21 protein-coding genes and 1 pseudogene are annotated in these 24,261 nt (G+C 42.9%); 12 read left to right on the top strand and 10 right to left on the bottom strand.

Going from position 1 to position 24,261, the window contains the following annotated elements; all coding sequences use genetic code 11:
• Positions 1–186 precede the first annotated feature (186 nt).
• The 6 genes from pulA to NOL38_RS06280 all read right to left on the bottom strand — a co-directional run bounded on the left by pulA (position 187) and on the right by NOL38_RS06280 (position 7,602).
• Entirely contained in the window at positions 187–2,238 is a 2,052-nt protein-coding gene (pulA, locus tag NOL38_RS06305) for a type I pullulanase (protein WP_277941715.1), read from the bottom strand.
• Between the two features lie 23 nt (positions 2,239–2,261).
• Entirely contained in the window at positions 2,262–3,245 is a 984-nt protein-coding gene (locus NOL38_RS06300; RefSeq protein WP_002936122.1) for a LacI family DNA-binding transcriptional regulator, read from the bottom strand.
• A 9-nt stretch (positions 3,246–3,254) separates the two neighbouring features.
• Positions 3,255–3,965, bottom strand: a complete 711-nt coding sequence (locus tag NOL38_RS06295) for a hypothetical protein (RefSeq protein WP_277941714.1) — start codon at positions 3,963–3,965, stop codon at positions 3,255–3,257.
• A 131-nt stretch (positions 3,966–4,096) separates the two neighbouring features.
• On the bottom strand, positions 4,097–4,939 hold the full coding sequence (locus NOL38_RS06290; RefSeq protein ID WP_002941891.1) for a sugar ABC transporter permease: 843 nt from the start codon (positions 4,937–4,939) through the stop codon (positions 4,097–4,099).
• Position 4,940: 1 nt separating this feature from the next.
• Entirely contained in the window at positions 4,941–6,236 is a 1,296-nt protein-coding gene (locus tag NOL38_RS06285) for a sugar ABC transporter permease (RefSeq protein WP_044761970.1), read from the bottom strand.
• Positions 6,237–6,342: 106 nt separating this feature from the next.
• Positions 6,343–7,602, bottom strand: coding sequence for an extracellular solute-binding protein (locus tag NOL38_RS06280; RefSeq protein WP_277941713.1), 1,260 nt, complete (start codon positions 7,600–7,602; stop codon positions 6,343–6,345).
• A gap of 301 nt (positions 7,603–7,903) precedes the next feature.
• On the opposite strand from NOL38_RS06280, the gene malQ reads away from it, so the two are divergent.
• From malQ to NOL38_RS06250, 6 genes and pseudogenes are all read left to right on the top strand, one after another.
• Positions 7,904–9,442, top strand: a complete 1,539-nt coding sequence (malQ, locus tag NOL38_RS06275) for a 4-alpha-glucanotransferase (RefSeq protein ID WP_277941712.1) — start codon at positions 7,904–7,906, stop codon at positions 9,440–9,442.
• Positions 9,443–9,522: 80 nt separating this feature from the next.
• Positions 9,523–10,422 (top strand): helix-turn-helix domain-containing protein, encoded by a 900-nt coding sequence (locus NOL38_RS06270; RefSeq protein ID WP_277941711.1) that lies wholly within the window; start codon positions 9,523–9,525, stop codon positions 10,420–10,422.
• Positions 10,423–10,593: 171 nt separating this feature from the next.
• Positions 10,594–10,884, top strand: a pseudogene (locus tag NOL38_RS06265) (lactococcin 972 family bacteriocin); the annotation flags it as partial.
• A gap of 59 nt (positions 10,885–10,943) precedes the next feature.
• Complete coding sequence (locus NOL38_RS06260; protein ID WP_277941710.1) at positions 10,944–12,974, top strand: bacteriocin-associated integral membrane family protein; 2,031 nt, start codon at positions 10,944–10,946, stop codon at positions 12,972–12,974.
• Position 12,975: 1 nt separating this feature from the next.
• Positions 12,976–13,617 (top strand): ABC transporter ATP-binding protein, encoded by a 642-nt coding sequence (locus NOL38_RS06255; RefSeq protein WP_024376021.1) that lies wholly within the window; start codon positions 12,976–12,978, stop codon positions 13,615–13,617.
• Complete coding sequence (locus tag NOL38_RS06250) at positions 13,610–13,909, top strand: hypothetical protein (protein WP_172095131.1); 300 nt, start codon at positions 13,610–13,612, stop codon at positions 13,907–13,909. The genes NOL38_RS06255 and NOL38_RS06250 overlap by 8 nt, the downstream gene beginning before the upstream one ends.
• Before the next feature lie 39 nt (positions 13,910–13,948).
• Here NOL38_RS06250 and NOL38_RS06245 read toward each other — a convergent pair whose 3' ends face one another.
• Positions 13,949–14,143 carry a hypothetical protein gene (locus NOL38_RS06245; protein WP_029179700.1) on the bottom strand — a complete coding sequence of 65 codons (195 nt, stop codon included), beginning with the start codon at positions 14,141–14,143 and terminating at the stop codon, positions 13,949–13,951.
• A gap of 128 nt (positions 14,144–14,271) precedes the next feature.
• Here NOL38_RS06245 and NOL38_RS06240 point away from each other — a divergent pair, with 128 nt between their 5' ends.
• A complete protein-coding gene (locus tag NOL38_RS06240; RefSeq protein ID WP_277941709.1) occupies positions 14,272–14,796 on the top strand; it encodes an ABC transporter permease in 525 nt (174 codons plus the stop codon).
• Between the two features lie 52 nt (positions 14,797–14,848).
• Here NOL38_RS06240 and NOL38_RS06235 read toward each other — a convergent pair whose 3' ends face one another.
• Both NOL38_RS06235 and argS read right to left on the bottom strand, forming a co-directional pair.
• Entirely contained in the window at positions 14,849–15,763 is a 915-nt protein-coding gene (locus NOL38_RS06235; protein ID WP_277941708.1) for an SH3 domain-containing protein, read from the bottom strand.
• Between the two features lie 179 nt (positions 15,764–15,942).
• Positions 15,943–17,631: an arginine--tRNA ligase gene (gene argS, locus NOL38_RS06230; protein ID WP_015647550.1), complete on the bottom strand. Its 1,689-nt coding sequence runs from the start codon at positions 17,629–17,631 to the stop codon at positions 15,943–15,945.
• Between the two features lie 106 nt (positions 17,632–17,737).
• Here argS and argR point away from each other — a divergent pair, with 106 nt between their 5' ends.
• Both argR and mutS read left to right on the top strand, forming a co-directional pair.
• Entirely contained in the window at positions 17,738–18,178 is a 441-nt protein-coding gene (gene argR, locus NOL38_RS06225; protein WP_002937036.1) for an arginine repressor, read from the top strand.
• A 14-nt stretch (positions 18,179–18,192) separates the two neighbouring features.
• The gene (gene mutS, locus NOL38_RS06220) at positions 18,193–20,733 is read left to right on the top strand and encodes a DNA mismatch repair protein MutS (protein ID WP_277941707.1); all 2,541 of its coding nucleotides are present in this window, start codon (positions 18,193–18,195) and stop codon (positions 20,731–20,733) included.
• Between the two features lie 264 nt (positions 20,734–20,997).
• Here the strand turns inward: mutS and NOL38_RS06215 are convergent, their stop codons facing one another.
• Positions 20,998–21,435: a MarR family winged helix-turn-helix transcriptional regulator gene (locus tag NOL38_RS06215; RefSeq protein ID WP_277941706.1), complete on the bottom strand. Its 438-nt coding sequence runs from the start codon at positions 21,433–21,435 to the stop codon at positions 20,998–21,000.
• Positions 21,436–21,568: 133 nt separating this feature from the next.
• Here NOL38_RS06215 and NOL38_RS06210 point away from each other — a divergent pair, with 133 nt between their 5' ends.
• Genes NOL38_RS06210 through NOL38_RS06200 form a run of 3 tightly spaced genes read left to right on the top strand, consistent with a single transcriptional unit; the run spans position 21,569 to position 24,247 of the window.
• The gene (locus tag NOL38_RS06210; protein WP_277941705.1) at positions 21,569–22,249 is read left to right on the top strand and encodes a type 1 glutamine amidotransferase domain-containing protein; all 681 of its coding nucleotides are present in this window, start codon (positions 21,569–21,571) and stop codon (positions 22,247–22,249) included.
• A gap of 12 nt (positions 22,250–22,261) precedes the next feature.
• Positions 22,262–23,605 carry a dihydrolipoyl dehydrogenase family protein gene (locus tag NOL38_RS06205; RefSeq protein ID WP_277941704.1) on the top strand — a complete coding sequence of 448 codons (1,344 nt, stop codon included), beginning with the start codon at positions 22,262–22,264 and terminating at the stop codon, positions 23,603–23,605.
• Positions 23,606–23,620: 15 nt separating this feature from the next.
• Complete coding sequence (locus NOL38_RS06200) at positions 23,621–24,247, top strand: nitroreductase family protein (RefSeq protein WP_277941703.1); 627 nt, start codon at positions 23,621–23,623, stop codon at positions 24,245–24,247.
• Positions 24,248–24,261: the final 14 nt, after the last annotated feature.

Raw genomic sequence — 24,261 nt, 5'->3', positions numbered from 1 at the left:
TTTAAAAAACGGATTTTGATTGCTTTGAACATAAAGAAAGAGAGAACGAAGTTCGTCATCTCTAGGTGTTAGCTTTTCATCTACCCACTACAGTTGACAAAGAGCCGTTTTAAGGAGATTATGAAAAATATTTAGGATTGACTATAGTATACCTCAGACTATATCGTGTTTCATCGGTCTAAAGTCCTATTTGTCTTCTAAAATGCAAATACTCTGCCCTGCAATCGTGATTTCTTGCTGATCACGCTCTTCGACTGGAGGATAGTTGTAGAGAACTGCCTTATCTTTTTCACGTTCATAGGTAAAGTCGCTATCCGCAAAGTTGATGATAAATTGAATGGTCTTTTCTTCACTTGTCACTTGATATCGAAGAACATATTCAGTTAACCAGTAGAAATCACAAGTTTCTTGGATACTTTCGTAGTTATCCTGGCTGAGTATTGGATTATTTTTGCGGAAGGTAATTAATTCCTGAATGAACTCGATATGTTCCTTATAACGAATAGCTCGTGTCCAGTCCAGACGGTTGATACGGTCAGGGACATTGTAAGTATTATCTATTTCATCTTTTGTACGGAAAAATTCTTGTCCACTATGAATAAAGGCCATACCCTGAGAAATCAAAATCAGTTGAAGTCCAAAGCTAGCAGCACGTTTCTGCTGTTGAGGTGTCCAGTTTGGATTCTCAATATGGAAATAGTCAAATGCTGTAGCATTATCATGGCATTCGATGTAGTTGAGGGACTGTTGAGGCGTTAAGAAATGGCTTAATCGGCTACCAGTCAGGAGATGTTGTACCTTTTCGTGCAATTGCTTATCTACTAGACGGCTTGGATTGAGCAAGAGTTTCTTAAAGGTATCACGGTAATCGTCATTGAAGAAGCTGATTTCAGGTAACTGCTCTGCATTGTACTGGTGAGCCAGCTTTTCAAATTCGAGGCCTGTTGCCATTTTCCATCCTTCACCATAGAGGTAGACATTTGGGTGAATGGCAGATAATTCAGTTTGAATCTGGCTGATTGTTTCGCTATCTAAAATACCCATAAGGTCGAAACGGAAGCCATCAAAACCATAGAGTTCTAGCCATTGGCGAAGGGATTGTTTGATGTAGTTGCGGACCATACTGCGCTCGCTGGCAACGTCGTTACCGCAGAATGTCCCGTCTGTTCGCATGCCGTGGTCATCATAGCGATAGAAGTAGCCTGGAACGATGAGCTCAAATGCGTACTTTTCAGCATGATAGACGTGGTTGTAAACAACGTCCATAATAACTGAAATATCTGCATCATGGTAGGCCTGGATAGCTTCTTGTAGCTCTAGAATACGTGCGTAAGGATCGTTTGGTTGGCTAGAATAGGAACCTTCTGGCAGATTGTATTGCATAGGGTCGTAGCCCCAGTTGTAAACAGCTTGGGGTTTATTTTCATCCACACTGCCAAAATCATAAACAGGCAATAATTGAATATGGGTAACGCCTAGTTCTCTGATGTAATCCATTCCTAGCTTCATTCCATCCATGGTAGGAGACTCTGTCAATCCGAGAAATTGACTGCGATGCTTGAACCCAGCTTCTTTTTGCCATGAGAAATCACGGACGCTCATTTCATAGATAATGGCCTGAGAGATAGGTCGTTGGGTCTTGGCACGACGAATTTTATGAAGTTTATCTGGATTGATAACGTAGCTGTCACCTGAGTTGGCTGTGGAAGACAGGGCGTAGGGATCGTGAACGGAAATCCATTCACCGTTTACTTTGTGGAGATAGTGATAGCTGTGCGCTTCTAGGTCTCCTTCAACAGTAATTTCCCAAACTCCTTTTGCTCCCTTCGTCATTGTATGTGGGTTTCCTTCTAGAACAAGAAAAACTTGCTTAGAAATAGGTGCCCATAACTTAAAGGTTGTTGCCTCTGGTCGATAGGTTGCTCCCAAGTCTTGGCCATTGTATGTATAACTTTGTTCAAAAAGTGTAGAGCGAACGATATGACCATAGCCGAGTTCAGCTTTATTACGGTCCTGGTCGTAGATGGTATAGTCCTTGTCCAATGTCAATGCATGGAGGCTGGTTAGATAATAGATAACGAGATTGTCTACTTCTAGACAAGAATGGATAAAAAGTTGAGACGTAGCATCATTTGATTCAAGTGAGAAGCTCATATGTTCGGAGTCGAATCGTTTTTCCATGACCAAGCGAATAGTTGCTACATCGTCAAGAGATGCTTGAAATTGTCGTAATGCCATGAGCCAAAAGGCTCCTTTCTAAGTTAGAGTTCGGTAATGGTATGTGGAATGACACGTCGGTAGCAGACTTGCTTGTCTTCCTTGTTGTCATTGATGATTTGGTGCAGAGTATTGAATGCGACGCGTCCTAGCTTAATAGCGTGGACGTCAACGTAGGCTTCAATATCTAGTTTTGGCTTGACGGAGTCAAAAGAAATGATAGGAAGTTTGACTCCGACTTCGTTGAGATATTTGACAACACCTTCGGCAACGGAAGTGTCGGTTGTGACGATTGCATCCAGGTCTTGTTTGAGTAATTTCTTAGAAATTTTATAGGCACTGTCTTCGAGAAGGAAGCCAGACACAAACTTGACCTTGTTTTCATCTAGGGGAATATTGTGCGATTTAAGGGCGTTCTTGTAACCAGTATAACGGTCTTGAGATACGACCAACTCTTTGTTACCAGCGACGAAGGCAATGTTTTTGTAACCTTTATTGATGAAGTAGTTGGTAGCTTCAAAGCCGGCCTGGATATTATCATTATCAACTAGTGATATGAATGGAGAATCCGCCTTACCAAGAATGAGGAAGGGGAATTTGTGTTGGATAGCTAATTGTACCAATGGATCGTCGGGCTTGGAATAGAGGAAGATGAGGCCGTCCACTCGTTTGCCGTAGACCATCTGAGAAATCGCTTCTAGACGTTGTTCTTCATTCTTTCCTGTGGAGATTTGGATGGCATAATTATGATCTGCCGCAACTTGAGAAATTCCTCGTAAGGCAGTAGGGAAGAAGGGGTTTTGATAGAAAACATCCGAGTCATCTGGCAAAACCAGTCCGATAACCTGTGTATAGCTAGAAACTAGGCTTCGAGCGTTGAGGTTTGGATGGTAGTTGAGGTCCGCCATAGCCTTTCTAACTAGGTCTTTTGTTTTTTGACTAATAGCAGAGCTGTTTTGAATGACGCGGGTAACGGTAGATGGCGAGACACCAGCTAATTTAGCCACATCTTTGATGGTTGCACGCATATAGACCTCCTAGATTTCATCTCTGAATTTTGTTTTGAAAAATACCCATAACAAGCCTAGCACAAATAGGATGTTTTGTATGGTCAGAAGGGTAGTCACAGGTTGACCAAATAGTCCAATTAGACAGGCTATAAGAGTAGGCAGGCCCAGACAGTTGAGAGCAAAATTATAGCACTCTGCAAACGTTTCAAAATGGAAGAAACGAGACTTTTTAGTCAAAAAGAGGAAGAAGCTGGCTCCTAGTAGGATGAAGAGTAGGTTTGTTGTTAAAATAAAGGTCGAAATAAGAGTGATGGACAGTCCGACAGCTGCTCGGTTGGCTTGATACCATTTTTTAGAGATGGTTGCAGTCAAGGTCTCCTTACTAGCAAAATCGTCAGTATTCAAACCTTCATAAGTCAATTCGCTTAGAATATCACTTCCTTTACGAATAGTCAGAGACTGATTGGCGAATTGATAAGTAAAGTCAGAACTAGAGCTAACGGTATCACCAAATGTCACTTGCTCCCAGTTAGTATTTCCAGTATAGGTTAGGTGGTTGTTTTCAATGACTGCATGTTGACGGAGGTCATCTACGACCTGATCTGTCAGAGGTGCATAGATACCTTCTACGAAATTTTCTAAAGGATAGGTTTCGAGATTGACAGTCTGTAGGGAGCTCGGAATGAGCAAGAGCGCCACTAAAAAAAGCGTTGTAAACAACCGTTGCCAAAGGTTCATTAGTCTACGATTGGCAAACATATTTCTTGGAGAGAAGATACTAGAAAAATAGGAAAAAGGATATGGGAGCATTCGTTGGACCTTTCATAAATATCGATGTTTCCCCTAAAAAGGGAAAAGGTGGGACAGGGTTATCCCTTGTCGCCACCGCTTGTTAAACCAGATACAAAGTTCTTTTGTAGGAAGAAGAATAGGATACTGATAGGGAGGGCAATAAGAATGGCACCTGCCGCAAAGTAGGCAATCTTCATATTCTTCACATCACTGATGAAGGTTTGAAGGCCGACAGCTACAGTATAGAATTCTTTTTCACGAAGCAAGAATTTGGATAGGATGTAATCTCCAAAAGGTCCCATGAAGGCCCAGAGCGCTTGTACAGCAATCATTGGACGAACGAGTGGGAGGACGATTTGCCAGAAACGTCTGAAGTGACCGGCACCGTCTAGTTTTGCAGATTCATCAAGTGAGATTGGCACCGTATCGAAGTAGCCTTTCATGAGCCAAGCGTTCATTGGGATACCACCACCGACATAAAGGAAGATGAGGAACCAGCTTTGGTTGAGCGCATTGAGCATGAGGGCCATAACGAAGAAGGCGGTAAGAGCAGCCATGGTTGGTACCATTTGGATAATCAAGAAGAAGACCAAACTCTGCTTACGAGCGATGAAGTTATAGCGACTATAAGCGTAACCCGCTAGTACCACTATACTTGTTTGAATTACCATTGTCAAGAGAGCAATGATGAGCGTATTGAGGTACCAGGTTCCGTATAGAGTCTCGCTAAAGAGCTTGCTGAAATTGTCTAGTGTAAAGTTGATATTGCTATCCAATTTGAAGGCAACCACGTTACCAGACTTGAAGGCGGACATGATTGTAATCAAGAGAGGATAGATGATGATAACAGACAGAACAATCAGATAGAGATAGGTTAAGGTCTGATTGAGTATGCGTCTAGTTTTTACAGATACTTTCATCTTATACATCCTCCATTTCAAAAGCATTTAGTTTTTTGAAGGCAATCATGGAAATACTGATGACAATCATTGAGATAATCAATGTAACTGCTGCCGCCATTGAGTATTGAGGTGATGTACCTGTGGTTAATTTATAAATCCATGAAATCAAGATGTCAGTTGAACCTGCTCCACCACCGACGCTACCAGGACCACCATTGTTGAAGAGGTAGATGATAGAGAAGTTGTTGAAGTTGAAGGTGTATTGACTGATTAGTGTTGGAGCTGCTACTGCTAAAATCATCGGAAGGGTGATGTTACGGAATTTTTGAATGGCACTTGCACCATCAATGTAAGCAGCTTCATACAAGTCGTTTGGAATGGATTGCAAAATACCCAAGGTCAAAACATAGATATAAGGGAAACCAAGCCAAGCCTGCATCATAATGAGGGCAACTTTAGTCCAGAATGGGTCGGTCTTCCAAGGGATAAGGAAATTATCGATGAATGGTAGGAATTTGCTCAGGAATGGCAATACCTGTGTGTTAATAGCGCCGACACTATCGTTGAACATGTTACTAAAAGTCAAGATAGTTACGAAGGCAGGAACAGCCCATGGGAGCAAGAAGATAACACCGAAGATACGTTTTCCTTTGATGAATGGCTGATTTGCGATGATGGCTGTCAAGATACCGATAACAATTTGAGCTGTTGAAGCGCAGAGTGCCCAGATAATTGTCCAGCCAAGTACAGAACCAAATGCGGTACGGAATGTGCTTAGTTTCCAGATGTTTGTAAAGTTGGTAATACCAATCCAATCCAACAATGCGCTTGGTGGCAGGTGTTTGAAGTCGTAGTTTGTAAAGGCGATAAACAATGTAACGACAACTGGGAAGATGATAGCAAAGGTCATCGCAATATATGATGGGATAATCAAGAGATATGGGAAACCATTCTCATAGATACCTTTTACCATCTCTTTTAATGTGGTAGCTACTGGCATCCCTGAATTCCATCGTTTCGCAGTATCACGCGCATCTTTTAGGTTGAGTGCATAGAAAGCGAGATAGATAACCGTGATAATCAAATGGAAAGAACCGCGAATCAGCATGAATAGTGAATTATCTTGTCCACGAACACTACCGAGGGTAATCAAGTTGCCTAATTCACCAGCTGCAATAGCAATAAAATAAACAAGGAAGGCAAGGGTAACACCCAAAAAGATGTATCCTTTGGCTTTTTGTTTATTGTAGATTTGTCCGAGACCAGGGATCAGGGACAAAAGGAGTGCCTTACCTGGATTTTGTTTCATAGTCATAGTCTCCTTATATAGCTTCTGAATAGATGGTAGATTTTATCTATTCAGTTTATTGTTAAGTAATAAAGTAGACTGGGAGGAACTCCCAGTCCAACTTTAAACTTGACTAGTTGCTGTGTTTTTGAGCAATTTCGTCTGCAATAGCTTTCACAGCGTCTGTTGCAGCAGTTTTAGCGTCTTTTGCACCACTTGCAGCTTCGAAGAGCATGTTACCAGCTGGTGTCCAAACAGAACCCATTTCTGAGATGTTTGGCATTGGTTGAGCTGAAGCGAACTGGTTGATAACTGCAGTTGTCAATTCGTCGTTTTTGCTTACAGCATATTCACGAGCTTCAGTGTTAGCTGGAACTTCGTTTGTAGCGTCGTAAAGTGCTTTTTGTTGGTCTGTAGTAGTCAAGAAGTCAACAAATTTTTGAGCCATTTCTTGGTTTTTAGCGCCTGCAGGAACAACCCACGCTTTACCACCACCGAATGCTGAGTAGTTTTTACCGTTTACAAGAGTTGGGATTGTTGCTACACCATAGTTTACGCCAGCTTCTTTATATGAAGCTGCTTTCCAAGGTCCTTCGATAATAGCAGCTGCTTTACCATCTGTAAATTGAGTGTTAATCAAGTTGTTTGCAGCAGTACCGTCTTGAAGACCTTGAGGCCATTTTTCATACCAAGTTTTAGCGTATTCAATCGCTTGGATTGCGCCTTCGTTAGCAAGACCGATGTCTTTTGGATCAGTACCGTTTTCACCAAATACGTAGCCACCGTAACCAGCTAGAAGTCCGTAAGTGTAGTAGAAGTTTGTCCAGTCAGCAAGGAAGGCAGTTGTTTTACCAGCTTCTCCTTCGAAGGCGTATTTGCTATCTTTAGCAAGTGTTTCAAGTTCTGCAAATGTCTTAGGAGCTTCAGTCAACAAGTCTTTGTTGTAGTAAAGAACAAGTGTTTCGATAACTGCTGGTGAACCGTAAACTTTACCACCGTTTGTTACAAGAGCAGTTGTTGTGTCATCTGCTTTGCTATCATCTGCAAGTGTCAATTCAGATAATTGGCCTTCAGAACCAAGGCTACCTACACGGTCGTATGGTGCCATCATAACGTCTGGAGCTGAACCAGATTGGTTGTCCAATGACAAGTTATCCAAACCAGTCAAAGCATCACCAGTTTTAACTGTAACAGTCACACCATTTTCTTTTTCGAAGTCAGCTTTGACGTCGTTGATATAAGATTCATAACCTTGGTCAACGTAGATAGTCAATTCTTTGCTACCTTCAGCAGACTTAGATGCCTCTGTTGATGAACCTGAGTTTGAGCAAGCAGCTAAAACAGCAGTTGATGCAGCAAGAAGAGCAACGCTCTTAAGGAGATTGTGTTTCATTTTCTTCCCTCCGAAGATAAATAGTTTTGTGTGACGTCTGCATTGCGCAAACGTTTTCCTAAGGTGACTTCATTATACACCAGATTGAATCCGTTTGCAAGCGTTTTTATAAAAAAATTTAAAAATTTTTTTGAGTTTTAAAAAACATAAGAATTTTTTTGTATATATAATGAAGAGAAATATGGAATGGTATAGGAACAAACAGAATTAAAGGAAAATCCCTTGATTTGTTACCGTTTTCAGTATATAATGAAAAAGAGAAAACGTTTGCGTCGTGTAAGCGGATTAGATAGGAGAGCTTATGAAAGTAAGACAGAGTGGTGTGCTGATGCACATTTCATCATTACCAGGAAAATATGGAATTGGTTCCATGGGACAATCGGCCTATGAATTTGTTGATTTTTTGGTAAGAACTAAGCAACGCTATTGGCAAATCTTACCTTTGGGAACAACCAGTTATGGAGATTCTCCTTACCAGTCATTTTCAGCTTTTGCAGGGAATACTCATTTTATTGATTTCGATATATTGATTGATAAAGGCTGGCTGGCAGCAGAGGATTTACACGGTGTTGACTTTGGGCAGAATCCTACAGAGGTAGATTACGCAGCCATTTTTTATGCTCGCCGTCCATTACTGGAGAAGGTAGTTGCCAACATGAAGGCACAAGGCTTGCCAGAAGATTACTGGATGTTCTTAGGGGAGAATGACTTTTGGATTCATACCTTTGCGGAGTATATGGCTATAAAAGAGCATTTTGATCTCAAACCTTGGACAGAGTGGGAAGATCAAGGGGCGCGCTTACGTTACCACGATACCTTGGAATATTATCGTCACTTGTTGGCAGATCGAATTGATTATCACCGCATTACACAATATTTATTCTTTTCACAATGGAAGGCTTTAAAGGCTTATGCCAATGCCAAAGGTGTTGAGTTTGTTGGGGATATGCCGATTTATATCGCGGCTGATTCTGCCGATATGTGGGCTAATCCACATTTCTTTAAAACGGATGAAGAAGGCAAGCCGAGTGTGGTTGCAGGATGCCCACCAGATGCCTTTTCGGAAATTGGTCAGCTTTGGGGCAATCCGATTTATGATTGGGAAGCGATGAAGCATGACGGATTTACTTGGTGGGTTGCTCGTTTACGTGAATCCTTTAAGATATACGATATGGTACGTATCGACCACTTTATCGGCTTTGCTTCCTTCTGGGAAATTCCAGCGGGTGAAGAAACAGCTGTAAATGGCTATCGTGTCGAAGCACCAGGTTTTGAATTATTTGATACAATCAAACGTGAACTCGGAGACTTAAATATCATAGCTGAGGATTTGGGCTCTGTGACAGACAAGGTCATCCAATTACGTGATACAACAGGTTTTCCTGGTATGAAAGTCCTGCAATTTGCTTTTGATCCAGAAGGAGACAGCATTGAAATGCCGCATAACCATCCTAATAATGTGGTGGCATATACGGGAACCCATGACAATGATACGATTCTTGGCTGGTACGAAAATGAAACAACGAAAGAATCGCGTGCATTCTTAGATAAGTACAGCAATCGTCGTGAGGATGAAGGGGTTAGCCATGCCATGTTCCGTCTGCTTTTCGGTTCGCCAGCCTTTATGGCTGTGGCTACCATGCAGGACTTGCTTGGTCTGGATGGTTCAGCTCGTATGAACCTGCCAAATACCCTTGGTGGTAACTGGACTTGGAGAATGACTGCCGACCAGCTCACCCCTGCAATTGAGGCAGACTTGCTTGATTTGACAGTGACCTATCGCCGTGAGAATGCTGTCGTGAAAGCAAAAGAACAAGAAATGACAGAACCATCAGTCTAGGCTGGTGGTTTTTTGTAAAGGCTTGTAAGGTGTGGTATACTGTTTAGGTAAGGATAAATAGGTGCAGTGGGGGGACTGGTATGGATTTGGGACAAAAAATCGAACGCTTACGATTAGAAAAGGGACTGAGCCGTCCAGATTTTTGTGGAGATGAATCCGAGTTGACGGTACGCCAATTAGCTCGGATAGAAAGTGGTCAATCGCAACCTTCTATTCCAAAGCTAGAGTACATTGCCCAGCGTTTAGGCATTCCAGCCTATAGCCTAATGCCAGACTATAAGGAATTGCCACAGGGCTATCTGGAACTCAAGTACAAGTTGTTGCGGGAGCCGATATATAATAAGGTGGAGGTGTTGGATAAAAAGGAGCTACAGTTAGAAGACCTTTATAATCGTTATTACGAAGAGCTACCTTTAGATGAGCAGCGAGTGTATAGCGTTCTGCAAGCAACGATAGATACGACAAGTAGTAGAAATCCAGAATTTGCTAGTGCTATACTAGATGAGTATCTACCGAGCTTGGAAACTAAAACAGTCTATACTATTAATGAAATCTTGTTAATTCGTCTCTTTTTCTTTCAGTTGCTAGAAAGAAAGGACATCTATCAGTATGGACAAAAGATAGATTTATTTATGTTACGGCTTGTTGAGCAGTTTAAAATTACTCGTCAAGAAGATTATTTTATTGTGCGTGATGTACTCTTTTCAGGTCTATGCTGCCTTGAAATGATTGAGCACTATGATTATTTTGATACCTATCTGGAGTGTCTGCAGGATGTTATGGAAGCGACGGAGGATTATCAGAAAAAACCACTTGTATTGATGCTCATTTGGAAGCAACTATTGAGAAAGACACAAGATTTTTCAGCTGCTGAGCCGATGTTTCAATCAGCTAAAACTTTTGCCAAAATCATCGGAAATGACCATCTGGCACAGAAATTGACAGAAGAGTGGCAAGAAGATTTGAAAAAATATTTGTAACTATAATTTATCGGTGACATGAATGTCATCGCTGAAAGACCTAAGAGATATGATTGTTCGTCTTTTAGGTCTTTTTTGATCTCTTGAATGCCTTTTTACGATTTATAGACTATTTTCGATGACATTGTTGTCATTGGTGATTGTAAGAATATGGTTTATAATCTGTGATGTAAAAAGACACTTAAAAAATTTGCACTCATCGCGGGACTTGCAGCAACAATTGGCGGAACGGCAGTGGCTTCAGCGGCTGTACAGTATCCTGGTGGTGGAGTTTGGACATACGGAGCAGCAAATGGTGGTGCCTATTCAAACTATTATCACAGCGGTCGCTACCATAGTTCAACAGTGGTAAGTCGATGGACTGGAGCCTCAAGTAAAGGGTATGCCCAGGCAGGACAGACCTCTCGTGCATGGATTAGTACAAAACTTGGAGAGCAAGCAGCTTTCTATTATAACTATTAACACAGTACACTTTGCTTGGAACTACTCTTGTAGTTCCAAGCAATTCTTTGGAGGAGACGATGAAACGTTTATTTATTCTACTATCAACCTTATTGGTATCGATTTACTTGGGAATTTCCTTGGCAGGTCAGGTCAGTCTTGTGGAGTTTGGTTCCTACAAGGCAGTGGATGTTATCGGGAAAGATACCAATAGACAGACAGCCAATCGTGACCAGGTGACAGAGGTATTGACCGACTTGGCAGATGAACATAAGAGTGTGATTGCTAGACGGATTGTCGAGCCTAATGCTTCTGGGGAAACCAATTTTACCTACGCCATCTATGGTAGCGGACAGGTTCCAGAAGGTTTGACCGTTTCCTCCAAGGAAAGTGCTGAAACCAGCGACTTGGTTAGTTCTTATCTGATTGTTTCAGGAGATTTGGACAACCAAGTCTTGAAAGAAAGTTTGGAATCACTGGGTTACAGTGGCATGGTCCATCATGGCTATTCTCTTTTTAGCATCTTCCTATCCACAGTCGTTTCAGAAGTAGCCATGCTGAGTTTCTTTGTCTTTCTCTTGACCTTCATGGCTCTCACCTTAATCTATCGGATTAAGACCTTACGATTTGCAGGAATTCGTCTGATTTCAGGTGAAAGTTTCTTACAGGTGGTGGCTCGACCTTTATGGGAGGATATTCGTCAGATTGCGATGGCTACATCGGTGGGGGCTATAATCGGACTTCTTATTCTCTATCTTCAAGCTGGATTTTTACTATCCATCTTGCAGGTCTTTTTCCTGGGGCTTTTCCTCTATGCACTGGCTCTTACTAGCATTTCTGTCCTACTTAGCCTAGTGTATTTCCTGGGGTTGAGGCAAAATAGCTTGGTTGATTTGCTCAAGGGAAAACTGCCTCTCAAACGGATGTTGGCTATGATGATGGTTGGGCAACTTCTGGCTATTTTGGTAGTAGGTTTTAGCTCTAGCCGTCTATTGCAGGGCTATCAGGAAATCCGCTTGCTTGAACAGGCACAGGAAGAATGGGCATTGAGAGGTGACTATTACAAATCTGTTTTTAGTTACAGCTCTGCTATGATGTCTGAAGAGGAAGTCGCCCAGCAGAATAAAAAGTGGCGGGAGTTTGCCAAGGGACAGCTAGAAGCTGGGTCGGCTCTATTTGTCAAAAGCAATGTAGACCAGTATCTCTTTGGTAGCGAGGTGGACCCAGAGGGCAATCGCCTGACGGATTATAGTCCTCGTGGCAATGTCCTATATGTAACGCCAGCATATCTGACCGAGCAGAAGGTGGCAGTGGATACCGCATTCTTGGAGAAGATGAATCACTTGACTTTAGGGGAATATGGCTTGATTTTGCCAGAGCGCTTGCGACATCAAGCGAAGCAAGTAGAGGAGATGTTTCAGGCAGAATTAGAAGGATTTTCTCGTGAAAGCTTGGAAATAAGTAGCCAGCAGTTATTTGAAACCAAGGTCAGTCTGGCCTATACAGATAGCGGTCACCAGCGCTTCCTCTATAATGATGGTGAGCGTAGCCAGCTTCAGTATCTGACAGATCCGATTATAGTTGTCTTGACTCCCGAGTCCACAGGTGCAACACCGATTTCAGATATGTTCTGGGGAACCAGTGTTGATGTGGGGATGAAGTTTAAGGATTATCAGGCTACGATTGAAGCCATGAAGGAACAAGGTGTGTATAACTGGGTGTCATATCTGGTCAATCATCGCTTGACTTTTGTCGGTGTCTTGAACACCAAGCGGACAGAGTTTTATTCGCTACTCATTGGCACTGTCTTGACTTTAGCGACGGCTATTTTGCTCTTTGATGCCATGAACTTACTCTATTTTGAGCAATTCAGACGGGAAATCTTTATCAAGCGCTTGGCAGGAATGACCTTCCGTGAGCTTCATGGACAGTATCTCTTGGGACAACTAGGGGTATTCCTAGTAGGCTTGCTTGCATCAGTTTGGTTGATAAGCAATCTTGTTATGAGCAGTTTAGCAGTGGGCTTGCTTGCTGTCAATGCCACGGTGATATTGAAACTGCAAGATAAAAAAGAACAAACTGCCAATGTCGCAGTATTGAAAGGACAATAAGATGATTGAGATTCAGGGATTGAAAAAGAGTTTTGAACAACGGGTGATTTTTTCAGATTTGAATATGAAACTTGAAAAAGGGAAAATATATGCCTTGATTGGTAAAAGTGGTAGTGGCAAGACGACCTTGTTGAATATGCTAGCCAAGCTGGAAGCTACTGATGGTGGGCGGATTATGTATCAGGGACAGGATTTGTCCACCTTATCTTCGCAGGTTTTCTTTCGGCAGGAGATGGGCTATCTGTTTCAACATTTTGGCTTGTTGGAAAATCAGTCCATCAGAGAGAATTTGGACTTGGGATTTGTTGGGCAGAAGCTATCAAAAGCTGAGCGCCTGCAAAGGCAGTTGGTTGCTATGGAACAGGTCAATCTGGGCTATTTAGATATGAATAAACCTGTCTATACTCTATCAGGTGGAGAGGCGCAAAGGGTTGCCCTAGCCAAATTGATTTTAAAAAATCCTCCCTTGATTTTAGCGGATGAACCAACCGCTGCACTTGACCCCAAAAATTCTGAAGAGGTCATGCAGCTCTTGACAGAACTAAAAAATGACAAGCGTGTGATTGTCATTGCGACCCACAATCCTGCTATTTGGGAAAAAGCAGATGTGGTAATTGATATGAAGGAGATTGGACATGGATAAAAAATTTCATTACTATAGAGTTCCAGAATATACGATTGGACGTAGAAAGATGGATATGCTGGTCATTGAAAATTTGACGGATAACTTAATGTTGTATCAAGTTCGGGTAAATGGGTATTTGCTGGACTTTGTCAGTGCAGAGGGGCACGTAATCAGACGTTATAGACTGAAGGATTTGCCCTTGGATGTCGAATTAACCGTGGCAGATGTGGAAGACGATGTAGATTTGACCTTACCAGAAAATCTGACCTACCGCCAATTTGACTTTTTCCAAAATCTTGCCTCTAAATAAAAATTATCTCCTCTAGGTCTAACTTAGAGGAGATTGTTCTTATTTCTTCTGTTTACGGACATAGAGCCAGTAGCTAATCCAGTAGTAGATTGTGTAGGCTAGCATGGCGACTAAAGACCAGGAGCCGATAGTAATTATGATAGCCGCTAAACTAGGAAATAAGAGCTTTGCTAGTAAATAGAAGAGGAGATACAGGAAACAGTATTGCCAGTAGTATTTTTTGAAATGTTTCATCACTTTTCCTCCTTGCTACTTTTCTTTATTATAGCATTTTAATATACATTTATCAACTTGTTCACAAAATCACATTGACAAAGCATGGTTTTTGGAGTAGAATAAGACTAAAATTAGGAGGTATTTATATGAAAAGACCGATTCATTTGTATATTTTTGTTGTACTGTCATCTATTGCGAGCGTATTGCGTGGCTTTAATATATTTTTTGCGAAGTACGATGAGGCGGTTGTGCGTCAATTGTTGCAGAATTTTAATGTTGAGGGGATTGATGAGGCATATTTTACCTATATGAGAGAATCTATCAATTTCCAGACGAATCTTGTCAATAAGGCATTTGCAGTTGTGTTATTACTTGCTGTGATTGCGACGATTGTGTTGCTTTTCCTCAAGAAAAATGAGCAGGCTTCTTATACCTACCTGGGTTATCTTTTTGTAACTCTCCTATTTTCGACCTACGCTTTTATTAGTGAGAAAGGTTTGGGGCAAATTTATACGGATTCAGTTATGCGTCAGTCAGTAGAGGCGCAGGCAATGATGAATTATATTATTCGAGTTGTCCTATTTGCTATCTATTTTGGGGTAACTATTTTCTTCCATCTGCGTAAACCGAAAGAAAAACCGAGCACAGCTATTAATTCGACAGATATTTAATGAAAAAGCACAGTCTAAAAGATTGTGCTTTTAAATATTGTCTTTTTTGTGATTAGGAGATGGCGATGTAGCGTCGAGCACCTGAGTAACTGATATAGCTAATCCATGTGCGACCTTCGGCAGTAATAACTTTATCATAGCGAACGACTGAGCCAGCTCCGTAGAAGGTGATTTCAGGACTGGACAGACTTGGATTGTTGCGGACACTAGAGTAGGACTGGATGGTGTAGCTACCTGATGCTGGTAGGCTATTGTTTGTAGATTGAGTAATGGTAGGCTGGATGGCGATATAGCGCCGAGCTCCAGAATAGCTGATATAGCTAATCCAGCGTTGTCCGTCGGCTTCAAGAACCTTGTCGTAGCGGACGCTTTCGCCAGCATAATAGTAATCGAGGGTAGGGCTAGATAGACTAGCTTGAGATTTGATGGCCAGTTGGCTGTTAAAAGTATAGGTGCCGCTTGGGGCTAAGGCGGGTTGAGAGTTGGTTGTTCCCGCTCCGAGGTCTTTAAAATGAATGTAGCCGCTAACGGCATTTTTGGGGATAACTCGCCTTCCGTAGGTATAGCGAACACCGTAGTTGTATTCCTCAATCTCTACGGTATCTCCATTTACTGCAGAAACCCATGCGACATGCATGGGAGTTTCCCACCAGGCAACGGCTCCGACAGCAGGTGTCATATTAACTTGATAACCTTCTTGTTTGGCACGATGGCCCCAAACATTGGCATTACCATAGGCAGGTGGCAATGTAAAACCGTTAACTGCGCTAAGTCGAAAGGCTACAAAGGAGGTGCACTGGCGTGTGTAGAGTCTCCATGGATCGACTGCATCAACTGCTGTGTAGGGATAGTCATCTCCTCTTGCATTGGCTGAGGCTGAAGGTGGGGATTGTAAATTGATACCGACAATAAAAATGGCGGCTAGAAGCTGACAGGCGATTCCTTTTCTTCTCAAGAATGTTTTCATTATTTCTCCTTGTGTAGTAGATGTAGAGGTATCACGCGTACCTCCCATCTATATATTCGTAATTGAAATGAATCTTTTTGATTTTCATTTGGGATAAGGAGTTGTGGTGATAAGGAATCGGAAACGAGAGTAGGCAATGTGGTAGAAAAAAAGCTTCGGCTGATGGCCGAAGGCTTTGATTACATTTTTTCTGGTGCTTTTACGCCGAGAAGACGCAGAGCTTCTTTGAGGACAAGTCCTGTTGCGTAGGCAAGTGCTAGACGGCTGTCACGCTCTGGGCTTTCATCCAAGATACGAGTGTGTGCGTAGTACTTGTTGAAGGCTTGCGCCAGGTTGATAGCATATTTAGCAATGAGGGATGGGTCAAATTTGTCACCAGCACGTTCAACAACGTTTGAGAAGTTTTGGATGTGCTTGATGATGTCCCAGCTTTCTGCATCAGCCAGTTTGTAGTCATTTTCTGCGCTTGGTACAAAGTTGGCCTTGCGTAGGATAGACTGGATGCGGGCGTATGCGTATTGTACGTAAGGACCTGTTTCACCCTCGAAGGAAACCATAGCTTCCAAGTCGAAGTCGTAGCCGTTGTCACGGTCGGTCTTGAGGTCGTAGAACTTAACAGCACCTACACCAACTGCGTGTGCTACTTCTTCCTTGTTTTCAAGGTCAGGGTTTTTAGCTTCGATTTGAGTAAGGGCGCGTGAAATAGCTTCATCTAGGGTTGGCTCGAGTAGGATGATATTTCCTTTACGAGTGGATAGCTTTTTCTTGTCCTTGGTAACCAGACCGAAGGTGATATGGGTCATATCGTCGCTCCAGTCGAAATCCATTTCTTTCAAGACAGCCTTGAGTTGTTTGAAGTGGTTGATTTGCTCCTGACCAACGACATAGATGCTTTTCACAAAGTCGTAAGTGCGTTTGCGGTACATAGCTGTTGCCATGTCACGTGTGATGTAAAGTGTTGCACCGTCTGTTTTCATGATGAGGGCTGGTGGAAGATTGTAGCTTTCAAGGTCAACGATTCTCGCACCTTTAGATTCTTGAAGAAGTCCTTTTTCTTCTAAGATTTGGATGCCTTCGTCCATCTTATCGTTGTAGAAAGCTTCGCCATTATAGCTGTCGAAAGTTACATCGAGTTTGTCGTAAATGCGGTTGAATTCGACCAAGCTTTCATCACGGAACCATTGCCATAGCTCGTGTGCTTCTGGATCGCCATCTTCCAATTTTTTGAACCATTGACGTGCTTCGTCGTCCAACTCAGGCTTTTCTTCCGCTTCAGCGTTGATACGCACATAGAGTTTGAGGAGTTCTGAAATTGGGTCTGCTTCGACCGCAGCCTTGTCACCCCAAAGTTTGTAGGCAACAATCAACATACCAAATTGTTTACCCCAGTCACCCAAGTGGTTGATGCGGATTGGCTTGTAGCCAAGCTTTTCGTGGATGTTAGCAAGGGCATCACCGATAACGGTTGAGCGCAAATGTCCAACTGAGAATGGTTTAGCAATGTTTGGGCTAGACATGTCGATGGTTACATTGCGTCCTTGACCAATGTTGAGTTTACCGTATTGGTCTTTTTCAGTAATAACATCTGTCAAGACTTGGTGGGAGATAGCAGCCTTATCCAAGAAGAAGTTGACGTAAGGACCGGTAGCTACAACCTTTTCAAAGCCAGTTGTATCGAGTTTTTCAACGATGTCCGCTGCGATAGCCTGTGGAGCCTTGCGTTCCACTTTAGCAAGTGAGAAGGCTGGGAAGGCAATATCGCCCATTTCTGATGATTTTGGTTTTTCTAGCAGATTGTAGATAGCTTCCACTTCCAAACTCGGAAGGATGGCAGCCAATCTTTCTGCAATCACTTGTTTTTGATTCATATAGGATTTCCTCCAAAGTTATTGATTCTATTTTAACACATTTCTAGGCTAATAGCGGGGAAAAGTGTTATAATATTTCTATAAATATACATTTTGAGGTAAAATGATGAATAAAGCAGGACGACATGATTTAATAAAGGCCATGATTCGTCAAGAAAAAATAGGGCGACAAACGGATATTCAGCAAGGTTTAGAGGCTCGAGGGGTAGTGGTAACCCAGACAACCTTGTCTCGTGATTTACGTGAGTTGGGAGTGATAAAAATTCATGAAAATGGGCGTTCATTTTATTCCTTAGCTATTGAAGAAGAGCGCGTGAATTTTATCCAATTATTGGCACAATATGCGTATAAAGTAGATAGGGCTAGTTTTATTCTGGTCCTTCATTCAGAACTGGGAGAAGCGGCCTTGATGGCCAATATCATTGATGCAGAAAAGCCAGAGACTATTTTGGGAACGCTGGCGGGAGCTAATACACTTTTAGTTATTTGTCGAGATGATGTAGCGGCTCAGCAAGTTGAAGCGGAGATTAACTACTATTTGAATTAGAACAGGGAGAGATGATGGCAACAGAAAAAATTTCTCCGGGAATGCAGCAGTATCTGGATATAAAAGCACAGTATCCAGATGCTTTTTTGCTTTTCCGTATGGGAGACTTTTATGAATTATTTTATGAAGATGCGGTAGAAGCGGCGCAGATTTTGGAATTGTCCTTGACCAGTCGGAATAAGAATGCGGAGAATCCGATTCCTATGGCGGGGGTACCGTATCACGCGGCACAACAGTATATCGACACACTTGTTGAATTGGGGCACAAGGTCGCAATTGCCGAGCAGATGGAAGATCCTAAGCAGGCAGTCGGCGTGGTCAAGCGGGAAGTAGTACAGGTCATTACTCCTGGTACGGTAACAGACTCGTCCAAAATGGGAGCAGACAGTAACTATTTGGTTGCGATTGACCGTCAGGGAGTACAGTTCGCACTTTCTTATATGGATGTGTCAACAGGTCAGTTTTTTGTGACTAGTTTGGATGATTTTACTAGTCTTTGCGGTGAGATCCGCAATTTACGGGCACGTGAATTGGTCATCGGCTATGCTTTATCTGAGGAAGAAGAGCAGGTCTTTTCGAACCAGATGAACCTCCTACTCTCTTTTGAGGATGAGGTGACAGAGGATGTCCAATTGATTGATAACTCCTTGACAGACTTGGAAAAGGCTGCGGCAGGTAAACTCCTCAGCTACCTACATCGGACTCAGATGCGAGATCTGAGCCACTTGCAAAAGGTGGTTCACTATGAAATCAAGGACTATCTGCAAATGGACTATGCAACCAAGTCCAGTCTGGACCTGCTTGAAAACGGTCGGACAGGCAAGAAGCATGGTAGTTTGTACTGGTTGCTAGACGAAACCAAGACAGCCATGGGTATGCGACTATTGCGGACATGGATTGATCGTCCCTTGATTGATCTTAAGCGGATTGAGAATCGTCAGGCTGTCGTTCAGGTTTTTCTGGATTACTTCTTTGAACGGAGTGACTTGGTAGAAGCCTTGAAAGGTGTCTATGACATCGAACGCTTGGCCAGCCGGGTGTCTTTTGGAAAAACCATGCCCAAGGATCTCTTGCAGCTCTCCCAGACTTTGGGAAATATCCCAGCAATCAAGAATATCTTGCTACAAATCAATGAGCCTGCTCTAGGCAATCTGGTAGCTGGATTGGACCCAATCCCAGAACTGCACGCTCTCATCAGCTCTGCTATTGCCCCAGAAGCCCAAGGGACCATCACAGATGGAAACATCATTCGTACAGGCTTTGACGAAACGCTGGATCAGTATCGTCTGGTCATGCGTGAGGGAGCGGGTTGGATTGCGGAGATTGAGGCTAAGGAGCGTGAAGCGTCTGGTATCAACAATCTTAAGATTGATTACAATAAAAAAGATGGCTACTATTTCCATGTGACCAATTCCAATCTGGGCAATGTGCCGGACCATTTTTTCCGTAAGGCGACCTTGAAAAACTCGGAGCGCTATGGAACGGAAGAGTTGGCTAAGATTGAAGGGCAGATGTTGGAGGCGCGTGATAAGTCTGCTAATTTGGAGTACGAGATTTTCATGCGGATTCGCCAAGAGGTTGAGAAGTATATCGGTCGCTTGCAGAAGTTGGCTCGGACCATTGCAACCATCGATGTTTTGCAGGCCTTTGCAGTTGTGGCGGAGCAGCAACATTTGGTTTGTCCACGCTTTACAGATCAAAGAGAACTGACCATTGACCGTGGTCGTCATGCGGTGGTGGAGAAGGTCATGGGCAAGCAGACCTACATTCCCAACTCTATTCACTTGAATACCGATACACATATGCAACTAATTACTGGTCCAAACATGAGTGGTAAGTCTACCTATATGCGGCAGTTGGCGGTTATCGTCATCATGGCGCAGATGGGTTCCTATGTACCTGCGGATCAGGCTGAATTACCGATTTTCGATGCTATTTTCACCCGAATTGGGGCGGCAGACGACTTGGTTAGTGGTCAATCGACCTTCATGGTCGAGATGATGGAGGCCAATAAGGCAGTCCGTCTGGCGACAGATCGGTCGCTCATCCTCTTTGATGAGTTGGGACGGGGAACGGCCACCTATGACGGTATGGCTCTGGCTCAGTCTATCATCGAGTACATCCACGACAAGATTGGAGCCAAGACTCTCTTTGCTACCCACTACCATGAGTTGACAGACCTTAGCCAGACCTTGGAACACCTAGAGAATGTCCATGTATCGACCTTGGAGAAGGACGGCCAAGTCACCTTCCTCCACAAGATTGCACAAGGCCCAGCTGACAAGTCCTACGGGATTCATGTCGCTAAGATTGCGGGAATGCCAGAGGAACTATTGCAGCGGGCGGACAGTATTTTGCAGACACTTGAAAATCAAGCCCCTACTGCACCAGCTAACCCAGTTCCGTCAGTAGTGGAAGAGCCGTCTGGTCAAATCGACCTCTTCGCAGACGCGCCTTCTCACCCAGTCCTCGAAGAATTAGAAAAACTGGACATCTACAATATGACCCCTATGGAAGTCATGATGGCGGTGGCGGAGTTGAAGAAAAAATTATAAGAAAATGAAAGTCAGGACAATTGTTCTGGCTTTTTTTCAAATAATACTCATTTAAAATCAAAAATAGCCACCTACCACTCAAAGTGGATATGGAGCGTTTTGATTTTGTTATTTTTTGAGAAGAAAACAGCTACTTGAAATCCACAATCCTCAACTCAAACTTATAAATTAATGTTTCACATGTTATAAGTAGCTTAGACTTGCTATTTTTGATTATTATTGAGTATGAAAAAACTGCTTCCATGGAGAAAAGCAGGGGATATATTAGTCCAAATAGTTCTGTAAACTCTCGATGAGTTCCTGATTGTACTTGACGTACGATTGTTTTTTTTCTATAGTCAGGCCATCGAGTTGGCGAAAGCAGGAAAGTAACTTGTCTTCAAGAATGGCTTGGAGTTTTTGACCATCTTCGGTGAGCTGGACAAGGAGTTGTCGTTTGTCTCCCAGAGGAATGCTTCGCTGGATGTAGCCCTTTTCCTCAAGTCGCTTTAGGAGTGGCGTCAAGGTGTTGCTGGCCAAATCTAGCTTTCCACCGAGTTCCTTGAGTGTCAGTGGAGCTTTTTCCCAGAGGACAACAAGCACGAGGTATTGGGTATAGGTCAAGTCAAATTCTTTGAGATTTTTCATATAAAATTGATTGAAGAGTTTGTTGACTTGGTAGAAAGAATGGCAGAGCTGCTTTGAATAATGATAGTCGGACATGGTCTCTCGCTTTCTAATCGTGCACGATAAAAATATCTTATCAAAATTCTATTATCTTGACAAATCAAATGAATAGGGATAGACTAGACACATATCAAAAAACAATCGCGCGCGATTAAAAATAGGAGGTAGCATGAAGAAAGCACTGATTGTCCTAACCAATATAGAACAATATGGTGAGCATGAACGCCTGACAGGTTTATGGCTCAGCGAGCTGACTCACTTTTATGATGAGTTGGTCAAAGTTGGTTATGAAGCGGATTTTGTCAGCCCAAAAGGTGGCTATGTCCCCCTAGATCCGCATAGTTTGACCATGATGGATGACGTGGATCGCACCTACTACCAAAATGCTGATTTTCGCAATCGAGCTCTCGGTCAGACGCTACGACCAGAAGAGGTTAAGGCGACGGACTATGAGTTGATTTACTATACAGGTGGTCATGGGGTCATGTGGGATTTTCCAGAGTCTGTGGAAATAGCAGAGCTGGCAAGCCAGATTTACCAAAACGGAGGTCTCGTCACAGCAGTTTGTCACGGTGCAGCAGGACTCTTGCCAATCAAAGATGAGGCTGGTCAACCTTTGATTGCAGGAAAAGTTGTCACAGGCTTTACCAATCAAGAAGAGGAGTTAAACGGCACCACAGGCTTGGTACCATTTTTAACGGAGTCAGCCCTTCGTGAAAAAGGGGCTAAGGTTGAAATTGGAACGGCCTTTTCCCCCGTTGTTCGCCAGGATGATCGCATCTTGACAGGTCAAAATCCCAAATCTGCTCGTGCCCTAGGCCAAACTGTTGTTTCTATGTTGACAAATTAAGGAGGAAGAATAATGTATCAATACGATGTTACCTTTATCGGTTCAGGACATGCCAACTGGCATGCTGCAGTTGATTTGGCAAAAGCAGGTAAGAAAGTAGCTATTGTCGAAAAAGATGTCACAGCTGGTACCTGCACAAACTATGGTTGTAATGCCAAGTTTTTACTAGAGAGTCCCTTTGAGTTTATGGATGGTTTGGCACGGTACGAAAAAGCAGGGATTGCCAAAACAGGAGAAATTTCTTGGGAAAAATTGATGGCGTATAAAAAAGAGGAAATTCCAACTTATTCTCCCATGTTAGAAGGCATGTTTGCCAGCCTGTCAATTGACCTGTTAAAAGGACATGGTCAGTTAAAAGACCTTCACACAGTGATGGTTGATGATAAGGAAATTACCACAGACTTTATCGTGATTGGAACAGGTCAACGCCCTGCTCGACTAAATGTCCCTGGGAATGAATGGTTTCAAGACAGCCGTGCCTTTCTTGATATGGACCATATGCCAGAAAGAATTGTCTTTATCGGTGCTGGGATTATCTCGCTGGAGTTTGCGACAATGGCTTCGCTACTGGGTTCAGAAGTTCATATTATCGAATTTGCAGACCGCGCTTTAGCAGCCTATCCTGAACAATTGGTAGCTAGTGTCATTGATAAAATGACCGCCGATGGTGTTAGCTTCCATTTCAATCAAGCGGTTGTTTCAGCTGAAAAAACAGCAGGGGGTCTTCTTGTCAAAACGGCTCAGGGCTTAGAAATCGAGACAGACACCATTATTGACGCCACAGGCCGTGTCTCAAATGTAGAAGGTCTAGGCTTAGAAGAGGTTGGAGTGGATTTTGATCGCACTGGCATCAAGGTGAATGAATTCATGCAGACAAGCCAGCCTACTATCTACGCGTCTGGTGATGTGGTTTCTAAAACGATTCCTCGCTTGACGCCGACTGCTAGCTTTGAGTCTAGCTACATTGCGGAGCATATTTTGGGCAATCCAGCTCCGATTACCTATCCAGTTGTTCCAAATGTCGTTTTCACGCTGCCTCGTCTGGCTCAAGTTGGTGTTACGGTTGCAGAGGCCCAAGCAAATCCTGAACAGTACCAGATTGTAGAGATTCCCTTTGGACAACAATTAAAATTCCAAACTAAGTTGGAGACAGAAGCTCACTTTACACTGATTGTAGGAAGTGACAAGAACTTGAAGGGTGCGGCCTTAATCGGGCATGAAGCAGGAGAGATGATTAATTTGCTGACCTTGATTATCAATCAACAGTTGACAGCAACAGATCTAAATCGCATGATTTTTGCTTTTCCTGCAACAACCTATGCTCTACTTTCCCATGTAAAAACAGCGCTAATGTAAGGAAGATAATCGTGTATGATAACTAATGATTTTAATGAGATCATGTTTGGTCGCAAATCTATCAAAGTATATGATGAGACTGTGACGATTGACCACGAAGAAATGCTTGAAATGCTGAACAAAGCCATTACAGCTCCATCTTCTGTGAACTTGCAGCCTTGGCGTTTTGTGGTTGTGGAAAGCGCAACCGCTAAGACCAAGTTGCGTCCCATGGTACGCTTTAATACTAAGCAAGTCGACACTGCTTCAGCGGTGATTTTAATCTTTGCAGATATCAAGCCCCAGGACCGCACAGAAGTTATCTATGACCGAGCTGTAGCCGAAGGAAAGATGCCACCTGAAGTCCGAGACTATCAGGTTCCTGCGATTAAGAGTATGTATGATAACTTGTCGCCAGCTACGATGAGAGAGGTCGTCAAAATGGACGCTAGTCTAGCTGCTATGCAGTTGATGTTAGTAGCACGTTCTCACGGTTATGATACTAATCCTATGTCAGGTTTTGACCCTGAGGAGATGGCGGCGACTTTTGAATTGGATCCAAACCGTTATATTCCCGTTCTGATGGTTTCAATTGGAAAAGCCAAAGAACCAGGATTTGACTCTGTTCGTATTGAGGCAGAAAAAATTACAGATTTTAAATAAGTCTAGTGGCAAAA

This window comes from Streptococcus suis (genome assembly GCF_029616525.1).
Lineage (GTDB): Bacteria > Bacillota > Bacilli > Lactobacillales > Streptococcaceae > Streptococcus > Streptococcus suis_AF.
The sequence above is the reverse complement of the archived record's forward strand: the minus strand, read 5'-3'. Positions and strand labels throughout refer to the sequence as shown.